Origin of the sequence: Microbacterium gorillae (genome assembly GCF_000826185.2) — a bacterium.
Taxonomy (GTDB): Bacteria; Actinomycetota; Actinomycetes; order Actinomycetales; family Microbacteriaceae; genus Microbacterium; species Microbacterium gorillae.
In genome coordinates, this window is sequence record NZ_LN648875.1 from 145308 (window position 1) to 163864 (window position 18557).

The 18557-nt window shown below is 68.8% G+C and carries 17 protein-coding genes, 1 tRNA gene and 1 pseudogene; 7 read left to right on the forward strand and 12 right to left on the reverse strand.

Annotated elements, in window-relative coordinates:
- Nucleotides 1-14: 14 nt before the first annotated feature.
- From BN1193_RS10190 to BN1193_RS10210, 5 genes and pseudogenes are all read right to left on the reverse strand, one after another.
- Complete coding sequence (locus tag BN1193_RS10190; RefSeq protein ID WP_040166164.1) at nucleotides 15-1013, reverse strand: ABC transporter permease; 999 nt, start codon at nucleotides 1011-1013, stop codon at nucleotides 15-17.
- The gene (locus BN1193_RS10195) at nucleotides 1010-1984 is read right to left on the reverse strand and encodes an ABC transporter permease (protein ID WP_040166166.1); all 975 of its coding nucleotides are present in this window, start codon (nucleotides 1982-1984) and stop codon (nucleotides 1010-1012) included. The genes BN1193_RS10190 and BN1193_RS10195 overlap by 4 nt, the downstream gene beginning before the upstream one ends.
- 2 nt (nucleotides 1985-1986) lie before the next feature.
- Nucleotides 1987-3681, reverse strand: coding sequence for an ABC transporter substrate-binding protein (locus BN1193_RS10200; RefSeq protein WP_052460642.1), 1695 nt, complete (start codon nucleotides 3679-3681; stop codon nucleotides 1987-1989).
- A gap of 340 nt (nucleotides 3682-4021) precedes the next feature.
- On the reverse strand, nucleotides 4022-4222 hold the full coding sequence (locus tag BN1193_RS10205; RefSeq protein WP_040166168.1) for a hypothetical protein: 201 nt from the start codon (nucleotides 4220-4222) through the stop codon (nucleotides 4022-4024).
- 1 nt (nucleotide 4223) lies between these two features.
- A pseudogene (locus BN1193_RS10210) lies at nucleotides 4224-6980 on the reverse strand (AAA family ATPase); the annotation flags it as partial.
- Between the two features lie 109 nt (nucleotides 6981-7089).
- Between BN1193_RS10210 and BN1193_RS10215 the strand changes: the two are divergent.
- The 5 genes from BN1193_RS10215 (at nucleotide 7090) to BN1193_RS10235 (ending at nucleotide 10387) form a co-directional block, all read left to right on the forward strand.
- Nucleotides 7090-8130 (forward strand): hypothetical protein, encoded by a 1041-nt coding sequence (locus BN1193_RS10215; protein ID WP_141396675.1) that lies wholly within the window; start codon nucleotides 7090-7092, stop codon nucleotides 8128-8130.
- A gap of 115 nt (nucleotides 8131-8245) precedes the next feature.
- The gene (locus BN1193_RS10220) at nucleotides 8246-8788 is read left to right on the forward strand and encodes a methylated-DNA--[protein]-cysteine S-methyltransferase (RefSeq protein ID WP_040166173.1); all 543 of its coding nucleotides are present in this window, start codon (nucleotides 8246-8248) and stop codon (nucleotides 8786-8788) included.
- A gap of 92 nt (nucleotides 8789-8880) precedes the next feature.
- A complete protein-coding gene (locus BN1193_RS10225) occupies nucleotides 8881-9750 on the forward strand; it encodes a LuxR C-terminal-related transcriptional regulator (protein WP_040166175.1) in 870 nt (289 codons plus the stop codon).
- 123 nt (nucleotides 9751-9873) lie between these two features.
- Nucleotides 9874-10227 (forward strand): histone-like nucleoid-structuring protein Lsr2, encoded by a 354-nt coding sequence (locus tag BN1193_RS10230; RefSeq protein ID WP_040166177.1) that lies wholly within the window; start codon nucleotides 9874-9876, stop codon nucleotides 10225-10227.
- An 87-nt stretch (nucleotides 10228-10314) separates the two neighbouring features.
- Nucleotides 10315-10387, forward strand: a tRNA-Arg gene (locus tag BN1193_RS10235).
- A 175-nt stretch (nucleotides 10388-10562) separates the two neighbouring features.
- On the opposite strand, the gene BN1193_RS10240 is transcribed toward BN1193_RS10235, so the two are convergent.
- The gene (locus BN1193_RS10240; RefSeq protein ID WP_052460643.1) at nucleotides 10563-11471 is read right to left on the reverse strand and encodes a DMT family transporter; all 909 of its coding nucleotides are present in this window, start codon (nucleotides 11469-11471) and stop codon (nucleotides 10563-10565) included.
- 35 nt (nucleotides 11472-11506) lie between these two features.
- On the opposite strand from BN1193_RS10240, the gene BN1193_RS10245 reads away from it, so the two are divergent.
- Nucleotides 11507-12043: a MarR family winged helix-turn-helix transcriptional regulator gene (locus BN1193_RS10245; RefSeq protein ID WP_052460644.1), complete on the forward strand. Its 537-nt coding sequence runs from the start codon at nucleotides 11507-11509 to the stop codon at nucleotides 12041-12043.
- A gap of 9 nt (nucleotides 12044-12052) precedes the next feature.
- Here the strand turns inward: BN1193_RS10245 and BN1193_RS10250 are convergent, their stop codons facing one another.
- The 4 genes from BN1193_RS10250 to BN1193_RS10265 form a co-directional block, all read right to left on the reverse strand.
- Nucleotides 12053-12550: an HNH endonuclease gene (locus tag BN1193_RS10250; RefSeq protein ID WP_040166179.1), complete on the reverse strand. Its 498-nt coding sequence runs from the start codon at nucleotides 12548-12550 to the stop codon at nucleotides 12053-12055.
- A 369-nt stretch (nucleotides 12551-12919) separates the two neighbouring features.
- Nucleotides 12920-13849, reverse strand: coding sequence for a M23 family metallopeptidase (locus BN1193_RS10255; RefSeq protein WP_230206481.1), 930 nt, complete (start codon nucleotides 13847-13849; stop codon nucleotides 12920-12922).
- Nucleotides 13850-14127: 278 nt separating this feature from the next.
- On the reverse strand, nucleotides 14128-14970 hold the full coding sequence (locus BN1193_RS18490; protein WP_326845049.1) for a M23 family metallopeptidase: 843 nt from the start codon (nucleotides 14968-14970) through the stop codon (nucleotides 14128-14130).
- Nucleotides 14971-15242: 272 nt separating this feature from the next.
- Entirely contained in the window at nucleotides 15243-15944 is a 702-nt protein-coding gene (locus tag BN1193_RS10265; RefSeq protein WP_040166180.1) for a metal-dependent transcriptional regulator, read from the reverse strand.
- A gap of 130 nt (nucleotides 15945-16074) precedes the next feature.
- On the opposite strand from BN1193_RS10265, the gene serC reads away from it, so the two are divergent.
- The gene (serC, locus tag BN1193_RS10270; protein WP_040166182.1) at nucleotides 16075-17187 is read left to right on the forward strand and encodes a phosphoserine transaminase; all 1113 of its coding nucleotides are present in this window, start codon (nucleotides 16075-16077) and stop codon (nucleotides 17185-17187) included.
- Between the two features lie 61 nt (nucleotides 17188-17248).
- Here serC and BN1193_RS10275 read toward each other — a convergent pair whose 3' ends face one another.
- Both BN1193_RS10275 and BN1193_RS10280 read right to left on the reverse strand, forming a co-directional pair.
- Nucleotides 17249-18178 carry a DUF3027 domain-containing protein gene (locus BN1193_RS10275; RefSeq protein WP_094770431.1) on the reverse strand — a complete coding sequence of 310 codons (930 nt, stop codon included), beginning with the start codon at nucleotides 18176-18178 and terminating at the stop codon, nucleotides 17249-17251.
- Nucleotides 18171-18554, reverse strand: a complete 384-nt coding sequence (locus tag BN1193_RS10280; RefSeq protein WP_040166825.1) for a cold-shock protein — start codon at nucleotides 18552-18554, stop codon at nucleotides 18171-18173. The genes BN1193_RS10275 and BN1193_RS10280 overlap by 8 nt, the downstream gene beginning before the upstream one ends.
- Nucleotides 18555-18557 lie beyond the last annotated feature (3 nt).

The following is an 18557-nucleotide window of genomic DNA, read 5'->3' on the forward strand; positions in this document are numbered from 1 at the left end:
CTTCTCCTGCCCGGTCATGCTCTGGCCGCCGTTCGAACGCGCGGATCGATCGCCGTGTAGAGGACGTCGACGACCACGTTGCCCACGATCACGAAGAACGCCGACAGCAGGGTCACGGCCATGATCACCGGCTGGTCATTCGCCGGGATCGAGTCCGCGGTGAGCTTGCCGACACCGTTGAGGCCGAACACCGACTCCGTGATGACCGCGCCGCCGAGGAGCCCCGCGACATCCATGCCGAACATCGTGACGATCGGAGTCAGGGCCGGGCGCAGAGCGTGGCGTCGCCACACGAGCGACGGTTTCAGGCCCTTCGCCCGCGCCGTGCGAACGAAGTTCTCCTGCAGCGTGTCGATGACGTTGGCGCGCGTGAGACGTGTGTAGGTCGCCGAATAGCCGATCGCCAGCACGATCCAGGGCATCAGGAAGTTCAGGAACCACTGCACCGGATCCGCGCTGAATCGCACGGCTTGGGGGAACGGCAACCACCCGAGCGCCACGACCAGCACGAACTGCAGGACGAGCGCGAGGACGTAGTTCGGGATCGACATCGCACCGAGCGTGAGACCGGCGAAGAATCGGTCCAGGAACTTGCCCTCCTTCACCGCCGAGAGCACACCGGCGATGAGTCCGGAGAGCAACCACAGCACGGCCGCTCCGAGAGCGATCGTGATGGTCACGGGCAGCCGCTGCAGGATCATGTCGCCCACGAGCTGGCTGGTCTGGAAGGAGTAGCCGAGACACGGTGCGGCACAGGCCACCTCGGATCCGGCGACCATGAACGTGCGCCCGACGAACAGGCCGCTCACATAGGTCCAGAACTGCGTCCAGAAGGGTTGATTCAGCCCGAGGTTCTCCCGGATCTGATCGATCCGCTCCGGGGTGCAGTTCTTGCCGCAGATCTGGACGGCGGGGTCCGCGGAGAGCACGAAGAAGATGATGAAGGTGAACAGCGTCACCAGGAACAGCACGATCACCATTCCCATCAGGCGGGAAGACAGGAATCGGATCACGAACGAACCTCCCCGCTCGCGACGAGGACGCGGATGCGATCGCCGAGCGTGGTGAATGAGAGCACCAGCAGGAAGAGGCAGGCACCCGGGATGACGAAGTACATCGGGTCGACGGCGTACCAGGGCGCCGCCGATGCGATCATCTGGCCCCAGCTCGGCGTGGGCGGCACGACACCCACGCCCAGGAAGGACAGTCCGGCCTCGGTGCCGATGTAGCCGGGCACGGACAGCGTCGACATCACGATGATCGTCGACTGCAGATTGGGCAGGATCTCGCGGAAGATGATCTTGCCGCTGCTCGCGCCGGACGCCTTGGCCGACTCGACGAACTCGCGCTCCTTCAGCGACATGGTCTGGGATCGGACGATGCGAGCGAGATACGGCCACCCGAAGAGCGAAATGACGACCACGAGCAGGACGACGCGGTTGTCGGCCGGCAGTGCCGACAGGATCGCGATCATGAAGATCAGGGCCGGGAAGGCCATCAGGAACTCCATCACCCGCGAGATCACCATGTCGATGAGGCCGCCGAAGTACCCGGCCAGCATGCCGAGGACGACGCCGAGGACGGTGGTGAGGACGGTGGCTGACAGCGCGACGGTCATCGACACGCGCGCACCGTAGACGATGCGGGCGAAGATGTCGCGTCCGCTGCCGGGCTCGACGCCCAGCCAGTGCTCCGCGCTGATGCCGCCGAGGTCGCCCTTCGGAATCGCACCCATGTCAGGATCGATCGCTGTCTGGTCGAACTGGTACGGACCCCACCCGCTCAGCGCTGTCAGCAGCGGGGCGAGGATCGCCGCGAGGATCACCAGCAGGATGTACACCGTGGACAGCACGGCTGCCCAGTCGGTGATGAACGCCCGGAACAGCCGTCGGCCCGACGCCGGGCGGGAATCCATGGACTCAGAGAGTGTGGAGTCACCGCCCGACGTGGCCTCAGCCTCGAGCTCGGTCGAGGTGAAGGTCATGCTCAGCCCTTCGACGCGTCTTTCAGGCCGACGATGCTGTAGTCCGTCATGCTCGTGCTGGGCACGAATCCGGCGATGTTGCTGCCCGGCAGGAAGACACCCTTCTCCCACGCCAGCGGCGCGATCGGGGACAGCTTGAGGATCTGCTGGTCCAGCTCGCCCCAGGCGGTCGCGGCTGCGGCGGTGTCGGTCATCGCCTTGATCTCGACGATCCGCGCGTTGATCTCCGGGTCGTTGAGCTGGGCGAGGTTGGAGTTGCCCTTCTCGTAGATCTGGGTGCCGTCGAACAGCGGCGGGATGAAGGTGCTGGCGCTGGAGGCCCAGTCCGGGCACCAGCCGGTGATCGCGGCGTCGTGCTGCTGCGAGGGCGTGCCGATGGTCTCGTAGTACACCGACGTGTCGATCACGTTGAGCTTGACCGTGATGCCCGCCTTCTTCAGCGAGTCCTGAACGGCCTCCGCCTGCGCCTGCATCTTCGGCTGCGACCGGATGTCCATGGTGAACTCGATGCCGTCCGGGTAGCCGGCCTCCGCGAGCAGTTCCTTGGCCTTCTCCGGGTCACCGGACTCGTCGGCCCACAGGTTGAAGTCCTTGTGGCCGCTGACGCTCGGCGGAATGATCGTGGTCGCGACATCGGCGAGCTGGCTGCCACCGGAGGCGTTGACCACGGCCTTGCGGTCCATCGCGATGTTGACCGCGTCGCGCACCTTCACGTTCTTGAACACGTCCTTGGTCGTGTTCATCGACATGTACGTGGTGCAGAACGCCGGGGCGGTGAGGACGCGGTCCTTCAGCTGCGGCGTCTGGAGACGGGGCAGAGTGGCCGCGCTGATCGTGCCGGCGATCGCGTTGGCGTCGGCGCCCTGGTCAGCGATCATGCGCTCATCGATCGTGGCGCCGTCCAGTCCGATCACGACCTCCCAGTTGTCCGGGTAGGCCTTGCGGACATCGTCGGTCTCGGGCTTCCAGTACTTGTTGCGCTCGAGCTTGATGCTGCTGCCCGGGGTGTATTCGGCGAGCGTGTACGGGCCCGAGGCGATGATGTCGTTGATGAACGAATCACCCGCGCCGGAGCCCTTGGGGAACGGCACGGCGTTCGGCTGAGCGAGCACGTTGTCGAACTCCGGGAACGGCGCCTTGAGGTGGAACACGATGGTCTTCGCATCCGGGGTCTCGATCGTCGGCATGTCGCCGGACTCGTAGGGGCCCTTGTAGTCAGCCGGTGCGTCGATGACCTGACGCAGGTAGGGCGACCCGATGCCGATCTGGGGGTCCCAGGCGCGGGAGATGCCGAACTTCACCTCGGCGGAGGTGATCGGGGTGCCGTCGTCGAAGAAGATGTCGTCCTTGAGCGTGTACGTCCACGTCAGGCCGTCGTCGCTGGGCTTGCCGAGGGACTCGGCGAGGTCGGGAACGATCTCGTTCGGATCCTTCGCGTCACCGGCGGTCTGCATCGTGAGGCCGCGGTAGATCAAGCGGTAGAACGCGTTGACACCCCCGTCGAACCCACGAGCGGGGTCGAGGTAGGAGAAGTCGGCGTTCTGCAGAATGCGGACGGTGCCGCCCTTCTGGGGTGTGCTGGCGGAAGCCGCATCCGACGCCTTCGTCGATGAGCCCGCCGTGCTGCACCCCGCCAGCAGGAGAGCGGCGGCGGCCGCGACGGCGATAAAGCCGGCAGTCCTTCGTTTCGTAATCACAGGCCGTGAACCTTTCGTCAATGAGGAGTCATGTCGTCGAGCGATCAACACCAGTGGTGGTGCAATGTACAACTGCACTTGCAATCTACGGGGCCTGATCATCGATTCGCAAGAGCATCCCAGGTAACGAGAGCGTCACGACTCGCTATCAACAGTGACCGGTCCCATCCGCGCGCTGACGCGGAGCCGGAACAACGCGTCGGACCGCGGTGGAGCGAGCGCTGACGCGCTCCGCCGGCTGCCAGAGATCACCTGTTCAGAGCGCGAAGTTCACCCGCGGCGGCTCGATTGGAGGGCCACAACCCGCACCAGAATCCTGAGTCGCGACGTGCGCACGAATTCAGTAGTGCGGGGGGACGTCTCGACGCATGCGCTCGTCGTTCGGGCCACCACTCGACACCGCGGGCGTCGGGTCCGCCTCGTCGATGTGCGGCTCCGGCTGGGTTCCCGGCGCCGCGGTCAGCTTCGCGCGCCGACGAGATACGCGCACCACATGCTGGCGCTCCGGCTCGCCCTCGGACGAACGATCCTGCTCGGACATGTCAGACCGTCGGCACCGGAGCGGTCTCGTCGGACGCAGCGGGCGTCGCGGGTGTGTGACCGAGCAGAACCGCGATGCGCGTCGCCACCCCGTTGGGGTCGCTGTAGAGGTCGAAGGCGTGCACCCGCACGTAATGCCAGCCGAGCCGGCGGAGGGTCTGGGGGCGCAGCCGCACGCTCTCGCGGAGGGACTCACCGGCGACATCGGTGTCGCTCTCCACGACCACCGCCTTGCCCCCGTGCCGCGCGACCAGAGGCAGTGTGCCCCGGTAGTTCAGTTCCACGGTGATGCCGAAGCGGGTCAACTCGTGCGCGAGCGAGCGCAGCAGTGGATCGACGCCGTCGGTCGGATAGGTGATCTGGGCGCGCTCGTCCACACCGGCGAGGATGCCCATCACCGTGGCGGCACCGTGCTCCAGACGGCCGTCCTCGACGTCCGAGGGGCGGATGCAGGACACGATGACCATCGATCGGCGGGCGCGCGTCATCCCGACCGTGAGCAGCCGCTCGCCGTCCGGGGTGGACAGATCGCCGAAATCACTGAGCACCCGGCCGTGGCGCGTCACGCCGAACCCGAGGGAGAAGATCACCCGATCCCGGCTCTCCGCGACCGACTCCTCCAGGGTGAGCACGGCGAACGGCTCCCCCGCGTCGCGCGAGACGAAGTCGGCGACGTCCGAGCGTCCGGCGAACGCGGCGGCCACGGCGCTGCGCACGCGCTCCGCATGCCGACGGCTCGCCGTGACCACCATGAGCGACTCGCGCGGTCGCTTGACCGCGTGCTCGACCACCAGCGTCACGACGCGGTTGACCTCGGCGTCCGGGCTCTCCACGGCCCCGGAATCCGGATCCGGGACACCATAACCGCCGTCCACGTAATCCACGCTGAGACTGCCCCGGCCGAGGAAGGATCCGGCCCAGGGCAGCGAGACGATCTCACCGCCGTAGAAGGCGTCGTTCACCAGTTCGGCGAGGTCCTCGCCACCGGCGCGATAGCTGCGGGTCAGCGTCTCCACCGGGACGATCTCGGCGACCCGCTCGAAGATGCTGGTGGTATCGAACGACTCCTCGGCCTCCCAGTCCCCGGAGGATGCGCTGGCGATCGTGAACGGCGTGGGCGCCTGCGTTGCGGGGTCCCCGATCACGACGAGCTGACGAGCTCGACGGATCGTCGGGGCGGCTTCGGCGAGGTTGATCGCGCCGGCGTCGGCGATGATCGCGACGTCGAAGCGGTACTCCTCACCCAGCTGCGGCACCTCGTAGGGCGAGGCCAGCCACACGGGCGCGAGGATGTCGGTCAGGTGCGGGGCGACGGTCCGCAGGTCGCCGGGGGTGGGCGCGCCGCGCGTCAGTGCACGCTTGAGCGCGGCGGCCTCATCGGGGTGATCGACCAGTCCGATGCGCCAGTCGGTGGCGAGCTTCGCCGCCAGCAGGGGGCCGGAATTGGCGTTGTGCGCCTCGTCCACGAGACGGAAATCGCGCTCCAGGCTGTCCACGATCGACGTGTTCGCCCCGAGCAGGCGCCGATCGTGCTGCAGCAGGTGCTCGAGCACCGACTGCCACCAGGTGAATTCCAGCTCGTCGGCCACGCGCGCCTCGTCGACGTGGCGGACCGACATCTCCTCCAGCAGCGGTTCGAGGCCGAGCTTGGCGAGCTGGGTGCGCAGCTTCGCGCGCTCGACCAGGTTGTCGAAGTACTTCGATTCCGCGGCCAGACCGGCGAGCGTGCGCACCAGTTGGGCGACCGGCATCGCGGCCAACCGCGCGTTTCCGGTCCGTCCGAGGACCCCGTCGAGCTCGCCGAGGTCGGCGTGGACCCGCTGCCATTTCACGGCCACGTCGTGCAGTCCGACCGGCACCTCGGGCACGGCACCCTGCTCGACGTAGCGCTGCCACAGCGTGCGCTGCGTGCGGATGCGCACCAGTGCCTCGTACATGTCGGCCACATGCACCCCGGGCCGGACGTACTCGCGCGAGAGGTTCTTCAACCGTCGACGCGTGGCGTTGTTCATGTCCGCGGATTCCCGGCGCGGTCCGTGCGCGGCGATCAGTTCGTCCAACGGACGTTCGAACACGGCCGGGGAGAATTTGTCCAGCGTCTCGCGGATGCCGGCCAGAAGCCGCAGGTACTCCCCCAGCTCGTCGACGGTGAGGAACGGACGCATGCGCGTGTGCGCGATCAGCTCGTAGCCGCGCTCCAGCAGCGTCGAGACATCCTGCTTGTGCAGGCGCCCAGCGAGGTCATGCGCATGACCGGCGGATTCCGTGGTCGAGAACGACACGCCGTACCAGGGCGAGTCGTCCGGGCCGAAGCGGAACTCCCCGAGCCGCGCCGCCAGCGTCAACTGCGCGGCCGCCGCCGAGCGGTCCGCGGCGACGGATGCCAGCGCTCGGGCGTCCAGACGGGCTGCGGTCGTGGGCGGGTCCGCGCGCTGTGCGAGTTTGGCCAGGGCGCGGGTGGCGTCCATGACGGACACCCCGAAGTCCGGATGCGGAGCAGCCAGCGCCGCGCGGTAGTCGGCCAGGATCGGTCGCAGCCGCACGAGCGCCTCGTCGATCTCGGCGACCTTCGGCTGGGTTGCCTTCTCGTTGCGGCCGATCGCGCGGATGAGGTCCTTGCGCAACGTCGGCGGCATCACGCCGAGACCGTCGAGGCCGATGGCCCCCAGCCGGTGGCGGATGCCGTCCAGCGTGGAGCGGCGGGCGCTCACCACGAGCACCCGCTTGCCGGCGCGCACGAGCGAGCCGATCGCGTTGATCGCGGTTTGCGTGCCGCCGGTTCCGGGCAGGGGGGGCAGCGCCAGCGATTGCCCCGCCGTGATGCGGGAGAGCACCTGCTCCTGCTCGGCGTCGGCATCCAGCAGCAGGGTGTCGGCCGCGGGTGCTGGCGCGCACGAGCGAGCCGATCGCGTTGATCGCGGTTTGCGTGCCGCCGGTTCCGGGCAGGGTGGTCAGCGCCAGCGATTGCCCCGCCGTGATGCGGGAGAGCACCTGCTCCTGCTCGGCGTCGGCATCCAGCAGCAGGGTGTCGGCCGCGGGTGCTCGCGTGTCCGGACCGGCGGTCTCGACCGGGCGTCGGTTGGCGCGCAGCCGGTCCCGCTCTTCGGCGTGACCGCCCAGCGCGTTCAGGACCGGATGATCCAGGCCGCCGTCGCGTGCGAGATCCGCGGCGACGTCGCCGAAGACCGAGACGATGATGCGCGGATGAACGGTGAAGCTGTCGATGTGGTTGGTGGCGCGCCGGAGGTGATCGATGACCGGCTGGGGCTTGAACAGCCCGCCGTCGTAGGCCAGAGCGGCCAACCGCGGGCCGTCGATGAGGATGCCGAAGTGGTCCTTCGCGGCCCGCACGAGCTCGGGGTTGATCTGGAACGTGCCGTGCAGTTTCAGTTCGAAGTCACGCTGGTGCCGACGGATGGCGAGCGGACGCAGCAACACCGGCGCGGTGTAGGCGATGCCGCCGATCCGCCAGGAAGCGAGGCCCACCGCGAGGTGGACCGCGTCGATGCCGCGCACCGCCCGCAGCTCGACGTTCTTCGCCGTGATGCGCTCGGCCGCGCGTCGAGCGGTGTGCAGGGCGACCTCATCGCGAAACAGCCCCGACAGCAGCGTCGAACGCCCGGTGATGAACTGCGGCAGGCTGCCCGGGTGGGCCTTGGTGATCTCGATCCCGGCGTCCGGGACGTCGACGTACTGCAGCAGCGGCGACGGACCGCCCAGTTCGGCGGACTGCTTGGCGATCGCCTCGCGCTGCGGCTGCGCGACATGGCTGATGCGCACTCCGGGCCCGATGCCGTCCACGTCACCGGGATCGACCGTGCGCGGGGTCGGCACGCCCTCGCCTCCGCCGTCCGAATTCTCGTGCACCACATCGCCACCCTAGGCGGTCGGGCGATGATTCCCCGGTAAACGCCGCCGTTTCCGCGCCGATCGCGCCTCCTCCCCTGCGCCGCCGCGACGCTCGTCCTCCACACTGCCGCGCCCGACCCCCGTGCACGTCCGTCCTCGCCGCGAAGATGGACCCATGACCTTCACCTGGGATCTCGCCCCCACCCCGTTCGGCCCCGCGCTCGCCGCGTTCACCGACGACGGACTCGTCGCTCTGACCCTGGTGGACTCCGACCCCGGCGCCCAGGTCGAACGACTCATCCCGCAATTGGGTGATCTGCCCGATCACGCCCCCGGCGCGGCCGCCGCGTTGGCGATCCAGCTCGAGGAGTACTTCGACGGTGGCCGTCGCGAGTTCGACATCACACTCGACTGGCGGCTGGCGACCGGCTTCACCCGGGAGGCCCTGAGCGCCATTCGCACGATCCCGTACGGCACGACCGCCTCCTACGGCGAGGTCGCCGTTCTGGCCGGGCGCCCGCGCGCACATCGCGCCGTCGGGACCGCGTGCCGCCTCACGCCGTTCTCGATCGTCGTCCCGGTCCACCGCGTCATCCGCTCGGACGGCACGATCGGTGAATACGGGGCACATCCGGAGGTCAAGCGCCGGCTGCTGGAGCGGGAAGGCGCGCTCAGCCCGCTCGAGGACCGGGTGCACGCAGCAGCGCGGACACGCTGACCCGCGACGGCTCGCTCGCGCGCCCCACACCGCGCCCGCGGGCGGGTATTCTCAGGCTTCACCCCGATTCGCCGTCTGTGCGAGGAGAAGTCATGAACAGCCCGGCACAGCCCAGCGAGGACGCCCTCGTCGCGCACGCCGTGAGCGAGCTCGCCCGGCGCACCAACTTCCCGGTCGCGTTCGGGGGGCTTTTCGAATCCGGCGAGGTTCACATCACCGCCATCCACGGTGCCCGTACTCGGTCACTGTCCGGACTGCGCGTGCTGCCCGAACACGGGCTCGGCGGCCGCGCCGTCGTCGAACTGCGCCCGCGCATGACGAATGACTACGGCTCCAGCACGGTGATCACACACGATTACGACGAAGCGGTGCTCGGCGAGGGCATCTCCACGCTCCTCGCGGTCCCGGTCATCGTCGGCGGCGTCGCGCGCGGCGTCCTGTACGGCGGGGCGTGGAACAACCAACCGATCCGCAACGTCGCCGCGGCCCCCGCGTTCCAGGTCGCGGACGCGCTCGCCGGCGAGCTGCGAATGCGCGACGAGGTCGATCGCCGGGTGGCCATGATCGCCCACACCGCTCCGATCCCGCAGGTCGAGGCGACACCGAGCATGACGGGCGCGCAGCAGGAAGCCCTGCGCGACGCCTACGCCTCCCTCCGGCGGATCGCCGCGGACGCCTCGGACCCCGACATGCGCGGTCGACTGGGCGAAGTCGAGCACATGCTCGTCCTCCTCGCCGGCGACGCGCAAGCGGCAGAGCGCGAGGACGTCCGACTCGCGCCGCGCGAGGTAGACGTTCTGGCGTGCGCCGCGCTCGGGGGCACGAACGCCGACATCGCTCGTCAGCTCGGTCTGAAGCCCGGCACCGTGAAGGCGTACCTGGGTTCGGCGATGTCGAAGCTCGGTGTGTCCACGCGGATCGCCGCGGTCACCCGCGCCCGTCGCGCCGGCCTGATTCCCTGACACGTCACGGCACGCTCTCCGGTACGGCCGTCCACGGTTGGACCGCACCGGTTCGGCGACACGGTGCCACGAAATCGTGGGGTCCTCGCGTGATCAGGGGTATCGGTCACTAGAGTGGCCGTCATGGCGCGAAAAATCGTTCACCAGCTCATCGACGACCTCGACGGCACCGTGCTGGAGCCCGGCACCGGCGACACGGTGCACTTCTCGCTCGACGGCACGGCGTACGAGGTTGACCTCACCGCCGAGCACGCGGACGAGCTGCGCGCTGCGCTGGAGCCATACGTTCGAGCGGGTCGCCGCCTCGGCCGCGGCTCTGCCGCCGCTTCCTCGCCTGCGAAGAGCCGGCGCGGATCCGGTGCCGCTCGCGACGACCTCGCCGAGGTTCGCTCCTGGGCCAACGCGAACGGGCACACCGTGTCCGACCGCGGTCGGGTCCCGGCGGCGGTGCTCGAAGCGTACGACGCCGCGAACTGATCGCGACGCGATCGGGCCGCATCACGCATGCGGCCCGTTTCCGTGCGCATCGACGACCCCGCTCCGGCGATTAGGCTGGAGCACAGCGCCCCCGTAGCTCAGTGGATAGAGCGTCGGTTTCCTAAACCGTGCGTCGCTGGTTCGAGTCCAGTCGGGGGCACTCTGTCGCGACAGCGGGCTCTGCACCGAGGGTGCGGGTCGGGGTCATGAGCCGATTCCGAACAAGCCGAGGTCATGGATCGCACGCGGCCAGGATGAAGCCGATGACCCGAGGATCCGTGTCGAACCCGCGGGCCCCGACCCCTGGGCGGTGATGATTCCGATTCCGCTAGCCATCAGCTCCGTCGGCCGCCCGCTGAGAGATCGACCACGGGCAGGCGAGAGCGTGGAGCCCGCGACGGAAGGTTCGCGACGATCACGCCGGCGATCACGAGCAGCAGGCCGAGCAGCTGCAACGGACCGAACGCCTCTCCCGCCAGAAGCACACCGAGCACCACCCCGGTGACCGGATTGAGCAGGCCGATCGTACCGACGGCGCTCGCGCGCAGGTGCTTCAGCCCCGTGAACCACGCCGTGTAGCCGAGTGCCGTCGCGATCACGGTGATGTAGACGAAGCCGAGCAGTTCGCCGCCGACCGGAATCGGCGGGGCACCCTCCACGATGGCGGCGATCGGCAGAAGCAGCACACCGCCGGCACCCAGCTGCCACGCCGCCATCGTCACCGGGGGCACCTCCCCGCTCCACCGCGCGGTGAGGACGAAGCCGAGCGAGGACGACAGCATGGCCGCCAGCGAAGCGGCGACGCCCCACGGGTCCACGCGCTCAGCGCTCACGCCGAGCATGACCAGAACACCGACGATGCCGATCGCCGCGCCCGCCACTGCCATCAGCCGAGGACGCTGCTTCAGGAACGCCCATCCGAACAGCAGCATCACCGCCGCCGACGCGGACATCAGCGTGGCCGCGACCGAGGACGGCAGACGGGTCCCGGCGACGTAGATCAGCACGAAGAACCCCCCGACGTTGAGGACGCCGAGCAGGATCGATCGCCACCACCAGATCCCGCGGGGCAGGCGACGGGTCACCAGAAGCAGAATCAGCGCGGCGGGCACCGCCCGATACACCGCGCCCCACAGCGGCACGTCACCCGGGAGCAGATTCCTGGTGACGACGTACACGCTCCCCCAGGCGATCGGCGCGATCGCCGTCACGAGCATCCAGCGCAGCGGAATTTTATCTTCCATGGAAGATATGTTACCTCGGTCAGTAGGATGAGGCCATGCCGCGAACGGATGACATTCCTGCCTCACGCCCCGGCCTGCCCGCCTCGACCGGCGATCGGGTCGACGCGATCATCGCGGAATGGCGGCGGGAGCGACCCGATGTGGACCCCTCCCCGCAGGGTGTCATCGGCCGGTTGCATCGTGTCGCCGACATGCTCGACGCCGAGCTCACGGCGAACTTCGCCCGCTTCTCCCTCACCCGTGGCGAGTTCGACGTCCTCGCCACCCTCCGCCGCGCCGGATCGCCCTTCGGCCGCACGGCCGGTGAACTCGCCGAGCACACCATGATCACCAGCGGCGGACTCACCAAGCGCGTCGACCGACTGATCGCTCGGGGCCTGGTGGAGCGCAACGTCGATGACGCCGACGCGCGCCGCCGGCTCATCGCTCTGACCCCCGCCGGAGTCGCACTGGTCGATGAGGCGTTCACGAGCCACATGGCGCTCGAGCACCGCCTGCTCCAACCTCTCGGCGGAGACGGCGACATCCTCGCCACTGTCCTGCGCCGCTGGCTCATCGCCACCGACGGCTGATTCGACGCGTCAGGCCGCGTGCGCGAGGTAGGGCTTCCAGACCGGATCCGCGCGCTCGGTGCCACGCACGGTCCACTCGCCGCCGCGCGGCTGGCGCGGCGTCACGCGCAGCTCCCACCCCATCTCCTGGGGCGTCCGGTCGCTCTTGGTGTTGTTGCACCGCAGACAGCACGCGACGAGGTTCTCCCAGGAGTCCGCTCCCCCGCGAGACCGCGGGAGAACATGGTCGATCGTCGAGGCAGCGCGGCCGCAGTACGCGCATCGGTAGCCGTCACGCCGGAGCACACCGCGACGTGTGACCGGGACGCGCCGACTCATCGGAACCCGCACGTAGCGGGTCAGGATGATCACGGCGGGCCGGTCGTATGTGGCTCGTGTGCCCCACACCGGCTGTCCGTCCACCTTCTCGATCACTGTCGCGCGCTCGTTCATCACCAGCAGCAGGGCTCGTTTGAACGAGACCACCGCCAGGGGCTCGTACCCGGCGTTCAACACCAACGTTCGCATCCGTCGTCCTCTCGATTCAGCCCGGCTGGTTGCCGGGTGTCACGATGCATGGCGACGCCGTCGGGCCGACAACGGCGCACAGACGACGAAAGGCGCAGCCGTCTGTGGCTGCGCCTTCGGTTCTGCGGTCGAGATCGACTGCGGATGATGATGTCCGTGGACGGCACTCCGCGCGGCGCTCGTGGTTCGAGTGCTTCGCGACCCGTCCATGTGATTCACCTCCGCGTGCTCCGGCGTCAGGGACAGCGTAGACCCCGGTGGTGACCGCCTGCCCTCCAGCGGGTGAACGGGAGTCGGCGTGTCGCCGATCCTGGACGCGACAAGACCGCGCTCACGCACGCATGCGGAGACAGTGTCGCGTGGGCGCTATCAGCCGGCGTTCTGCTGCAGCCAGGCGTAGCCGTCGACCTTCGAGCCGTTGACCGCCAATTCGAAGTGCAGGTGGTTCGCCGTCGAGTTTCCGGTGCTGCCGACGAGGCCGATGATCTGGCCCGCTGCCACCTGCTGCCCCTGCGAGACGACCCGGGTGCCGTGCGTCATGTGGGCGTAGCAGGTCTCGACGTTCTGGCCGCCGACCGTGCCCTCGATGACCACCGCGACACCGAAGCCGTAATAGCCCTCGCTGGAAACGGTGACGGTCCCGGCGTGCGCGGCGTAGATCGGCGTACCGCCGGCGATCAGCATGTCCACACCCTCGTGGCTGCCGCCACGACTGCGGAATCCATCCCCGAGCGTGTAGCCGCCGGGCAGGGGCCACCGCACTTCGCCGCTCCCGGGAGCGGTCATGCTCAGATCGATGTCGTAACCGCCGCCACCACCGCTGTCGGAGTCGTTGTTCTTGTTGGCAGCCGCTGCGGCAGACGCCTCGGCTGCGGCCTTGGCGCGCGCGACCGCGGCCTCCTCGGCCTTCTTCTTATCGATCTCCGTGCGCGTGGTCGCGGTGTAGCTCGCACGCTCTACCGACGCATCGGCGACGTCCGACGCGGAGAGGAATGTCTGTGCACCCTCCGCGGCCTCCTGCTGCAGGGTGCGCGGAGCTGCGTCCGTCGTCGCCTCGCGCTCCGCACTCTGGAAGGCACCGTATGCCGGGAGCGCGACCGTGGCCATCATCGCCACCGCCGCGACGAGGATGCCGGCGGTGCGGGCCGGCCGCCATGCGCGGCGCGCGGACACGGTAGGACGGCGAGATCGGCCGATCGACGTCGTCAGGGGTGACTCGTGGATGCGATCGGTGGGCTCACTCTCGCCGCTGCGCATCGATTCGGGCTCGTTCGCGGACGAATGGTTGTCTTCGGTCAAGCTGATTCCTCCGTGCCTCCACGCGTGGGGCGTGCGACTCGTCTGCACCGTCGGGCAATTGTGCGGGTCAATTGTGATCGAGCCGTGGGGGTGACGAGCCGATGAGGAACCCTCCACGGTGTCCGCGAGCCAGCTTGCGCTCCCGGACTCCTCAACGATAACTGACCGTTACCGATTTGTCACCTGAACGCGGCCGGTCCTGCCACACTCGCCAACGACGAAGCACCCCGGGGTCCGCGACGGAGGGTGCGGTTCCCGGGGTGCTTCTGAGTCGTTCGTCAGCCGGCGTTCGCCCGGAGCCAGGCGAGCGGGTCCGACTTGACACCGTTGATGTCGACCTCGAAGTGGAGGTGCGGGCCGGTGGACCAGCCCGTGGACCCGACGGCACCGATCGGCTGGCCGACCGTCACGGTCTGGCCGACCTCGACGAGGCGCGCACCGTAGGGCATGTGACCGTACGTGGTCTCGACGGTGACTCCGTTGACCTCGCCCTTGATCTTCACAGCCACGCCGTAGCCGTAGTAACCGTCGCTGGACACGGTGACCACACCGCTGTGCGCGGCGTAGATCGGGGTTCCCTGCGGGTCGACGAAGTCCACTCCCTGGTGCTCGCCCCCGCGAGCCATGAACCCTTCACCGATCTCCTGGATCGACGCGAGCGGCCAGCGAACCTCGCCGCTTCCGGGCGCCGTCATGTTCAGGTCTACATTCGAGCTGTTGTAGCCGGACGACGAGGACGAGCTGGCCGCTGCGGCGGCGGCGGCTGCTTTGGCGCGCTCGAGGGCTGCGGCCTCGGCCTTCTTCTTGTCGATCTCGTCACGCGTGGTCGCCGAGTAGCTGCCACGCGCGACCTCGGTGTCCTTCGCATCGGAACCGGCGACGAACTTCTGGGCCGAGTCCTGCGCCTCCTGCTGGACGGTGCGCTCGGTGGTCTCGGCACCGGCGGCCGAGGTCGCTCCCTCAAGAGCGCCGTACGCGGGCAGCGCCACCGTGGCGAGCAGTCCGACGACGGCGACGAGGATTCCGGCGGTGCGCAGGGGCTTGCGTTCGCGTCGGATGGCCGGGGCCTTCAGTGGGGCGACCTGGGCGGCGGCACGGGAAGCGCGTCGGGTGGTGGGCACGGGTGGGGTGGAGTCCGATGCGGCATTCTCGGGGGGCGTCTCGGACGATTCGTTCACTGCGGTCAAAGCTGGTTTCCTCCGTCGCCTCGACGCGTGGGGCGCGGCTCGTCGGCACTCGTCTGGCACGTGGTGCATTGGAACCAAGGGCGGTAACGAGCCTCTGAGGCACCGTCCTCGGTGTCCGACCCCAGCTTGCGACGGGGTGGACGATATACGACGTTACCCGAACGTTACGAAGATGTCACGTCAGGACACGTTTTCTCATCTTCGTGTCAGGAGCGCTCATCGACGAGGAAGATGTGACCGGCGATCTCCACAGGCAGCTCCAGCCCGTCCTCGATGCCGTCCATCTCAACCAGGACATAGCCCTCGTTGAACCGATACGAGCCGTGCGCACCCGGCAGGACACCGGCGTCGCGCAACTGCTCCAACAGTTCCGGATCGACCTGCGCCGGTTCGGCCAGGCGCCGCACCGTGCCCGTGATGGGCGTCCCCGCGTCCGTGAGCCGCTGCACCAGGCCGACGACTCCCTGTTCGAAACCCGACACGGCTTCCGCACCGATCAGTTCGAGGCCGGGAATCGGATTGCCGTAGGGGGACTCGGTGGGCTGCCCGAGGAGCTCGACGAGACGACGCTCCACCTGCTCGCTCATCACGTGCTCCCAGCGACATGCTTCCTCGTGGACATATGCCCAGTCGAGACCGATCACGTCGGACAGGAGACGCTCGGCGAGTCGGTGCTTGCGCATCACGTCCACCGCCTTCGCGCGGCCGGCATCGGTCAGCTGCAGTCGACGGTCGTCGGAGACCACGACGAGCCCATCGCGCTCCATCCGCCCGACCGTCTGCGACACGGTCGGTCCGGAGTGGCCGAGACGCTCGGAGATGCGTGCGCGCAAGGGCACGATGTTCTCCTCCTCCAGTTCCAGAATGGTGCGGAGATACATCTCGGTGGTGTCGATCAGGTCCGTCATCACGCCTCACAGTCACGAAAGATCAGCACGATCAGCCTAGTCGCTCGGCCGACACCGCAGCCGGACGGCGAAGCCGTCATCCCGCGTCACCCGGACGGAGGCGCCGCCGTGCCCGCTCTACAATCGGCACATGGCGACCGTTGACATCCCCCGCGACCTCCTGCCCGCCGACGGACGATTCGGCTGCGGCCCGTCCAAGATCCGACCGGAGCAGGTGGAGGCGCTCGCCGCCGCCGGCGCTTCCCTGCTCGGCACGAGCCACCGGCAGGCGCCCGTGAAGAACCTGGTCGGCTCCGTTCGCGCGGGTCTGGCGGAGCTGTTCTCGCTGCCGGAGGGCTACGAGATCGTGATCGGCAACGGCGGCTCGACCGCGTTCTGGGACGCGGCGGCGTTCGGCCTCATCGATCAGCGCGCGCAGAACCTCGTCTTCGGTGAATTCGGCGGCAAGTTCGCCAAGGCCGCGGCCGCACCGTGGCTGCAGGCCCCGGACGTGCGCACCGCGCCGGCCGGGACCGTGGCCGCGCCCGAAGCGATCGAGGGTGTCGACGTGTACGCGTGGCCGCACAACGAGACCTCCACCGGTGCCGCCGCCCCGGTACGTCGCGTGAGCGGTGACACCGGCGCGCTGACGGTCGTGGACGCGACCAGCGCCGCCGGCGGACTCGCCGTCGACATCGCCGAGACGGATGTGTACTACTTCGCTCCGCAGAAGAACTTCGGCTCCGATGGCGGCCTGTGGCTGGCCGCGGTCTCCCCCGCGGCCCTTGAGCGGATCGCGCGCATCGCCGCGTCGGGCCGCTACATTCCGGACTTCCTCAGCCTGCAGACGGCGGTGGAGAACTCGCGCCTGAACCAGACCCTGAACACGCCGGCCCTCAGCACCCTGCACCTGTTGGACAGCCAGGTCCGGTGGATCAACGACAACGGCGGCCTGTCATGGGCGTCCGCGCGCACCGGGGAGTCCTCGACGGCGATCTACGAGTGGGCCGAAGCCTCGGCCGTCGCGACGCCGTTCGTCGCGGATCCGGCGCACCGTTCGGGTGTCGTGGCGACCATCGATTTCGACGACACGGTCGATGCCGCGGCGCTGGCCCAGACGTTGCGGGAGAACGGCATCGTGGACACCGAGCCGTACCGCAAACTCGGTCGCAACCAGTTGCGCATCGCCACCTTCGTCTCGATCGACCCGGCGGACGTCCGCCAGCTGCTGCGCAGCATCGACCACGTGCTGGCCCACAGCTGAGCTCCGTCTCACGACGAAGGGTGCGTCTCCCACGGGAGGCGCACCCTTCGTCATGCGGCGGTCATCGCGGGGCGGATGTCACCCCGGCGCGGTCACCGTCTGCGTCATCGTCCGAGCCTTCGCCCCCGGCAGCCCCGTCCTGCGACTCCGCGTCGTCGTCCGAGTCGTCGTCGTTCACGTCGTCGTCCGACTCTTCGTCGTCCTCGGAGTCCTCCTCGTCCTCGGAGTCCTCTTCGTCGGTCTGAAGGTCGGTTTCGGACTGCACCGAGGGATCGATCGAGTCGATGTCGACACCGTCCACATCGCCGGAGTGCAGGATCGGCGAGCCGTCCTCGTCGAAGTCCTGGGCGTCGAGATCATCGACGTCATCGAACTCGTCATCGTCGGTCTCATCATCGAGGTCGTCGTCGGTCTCGTCGGCCGCCTGCGCGGCCTGAGCCGCCTGGTAATCGGCGAGGCGAACGGCCCACGGCACCCAGTCCGGCGCCAGCAGAGCCGCCTCACCGGGAAGCAGCTCGGCCTCCAGCACGGTCGGCTCCTCGCCCTCCACACGGGCGAGCGAGACGGTCCAGAACCAGCCCGGGTATCCCGCGAGCCTGTTCTGGAACAGCAGCGACACGACCCCGTCGGCCTCGACGCGGTGGCCCGCGGGAGCACCCACGCTCGTCACCGCGGTGATCTCGTGCAGGGCGGCCAAGGCGAGGTCGTGGGCCTCGAGCAGACGCTCGTCCGCAACCGTGACGGCGGTGTCCTCCGCCGGGGCGGTCTCCGTCGCGACGGGTTCCGCGGCGCCGTCCTCGATGGGCACCTCGGGCTCAGACGGAACCTCAGCGTCAGCCGACACCTCGGCCTCAGGCGACGCTTCCGGCTCAGCCGGGGGCTCCGGCGCGACCGGCACCGAGGACTCGGGCTCAGCGGCGGCGATCACCTCGGGGGATTCACCCTCGGCGGGGTCCGGGAAGGGGAACAGGGTCTCGTCGGAGTCAGGCATCGAGTTCGTCCGCGACCTTACGCAGCACCGTCGCGACCTTGCGCGCGTGACCACTGGAGGGATACCGACCGTGACGGAGGTCGCCGCCGACGTCATCGAGCAGCTTGACCAGGTCCTCCACGATCACGGCCATGTCATCGGCCGGCTTGCGGTTCTTCTTGACCAGGCTGACGGGGGCGTCCAGCACCCGCACGGACAGGGCCTGCAGTCCGCGCTTGCCCTGGGCGACACCGAACTCCACGCGCGAGCCCGGCTTCGGAGCGGACTCCCCCTCCGGGAGGGCGGTGGCGTGCAGGAACACGTCTTGGCCGTCCTCCGACGTGATGAAGCCGAAGCCCTTGTCCTCGTCGTAGAACCTGACCTTGCCGCTGGGCATCGC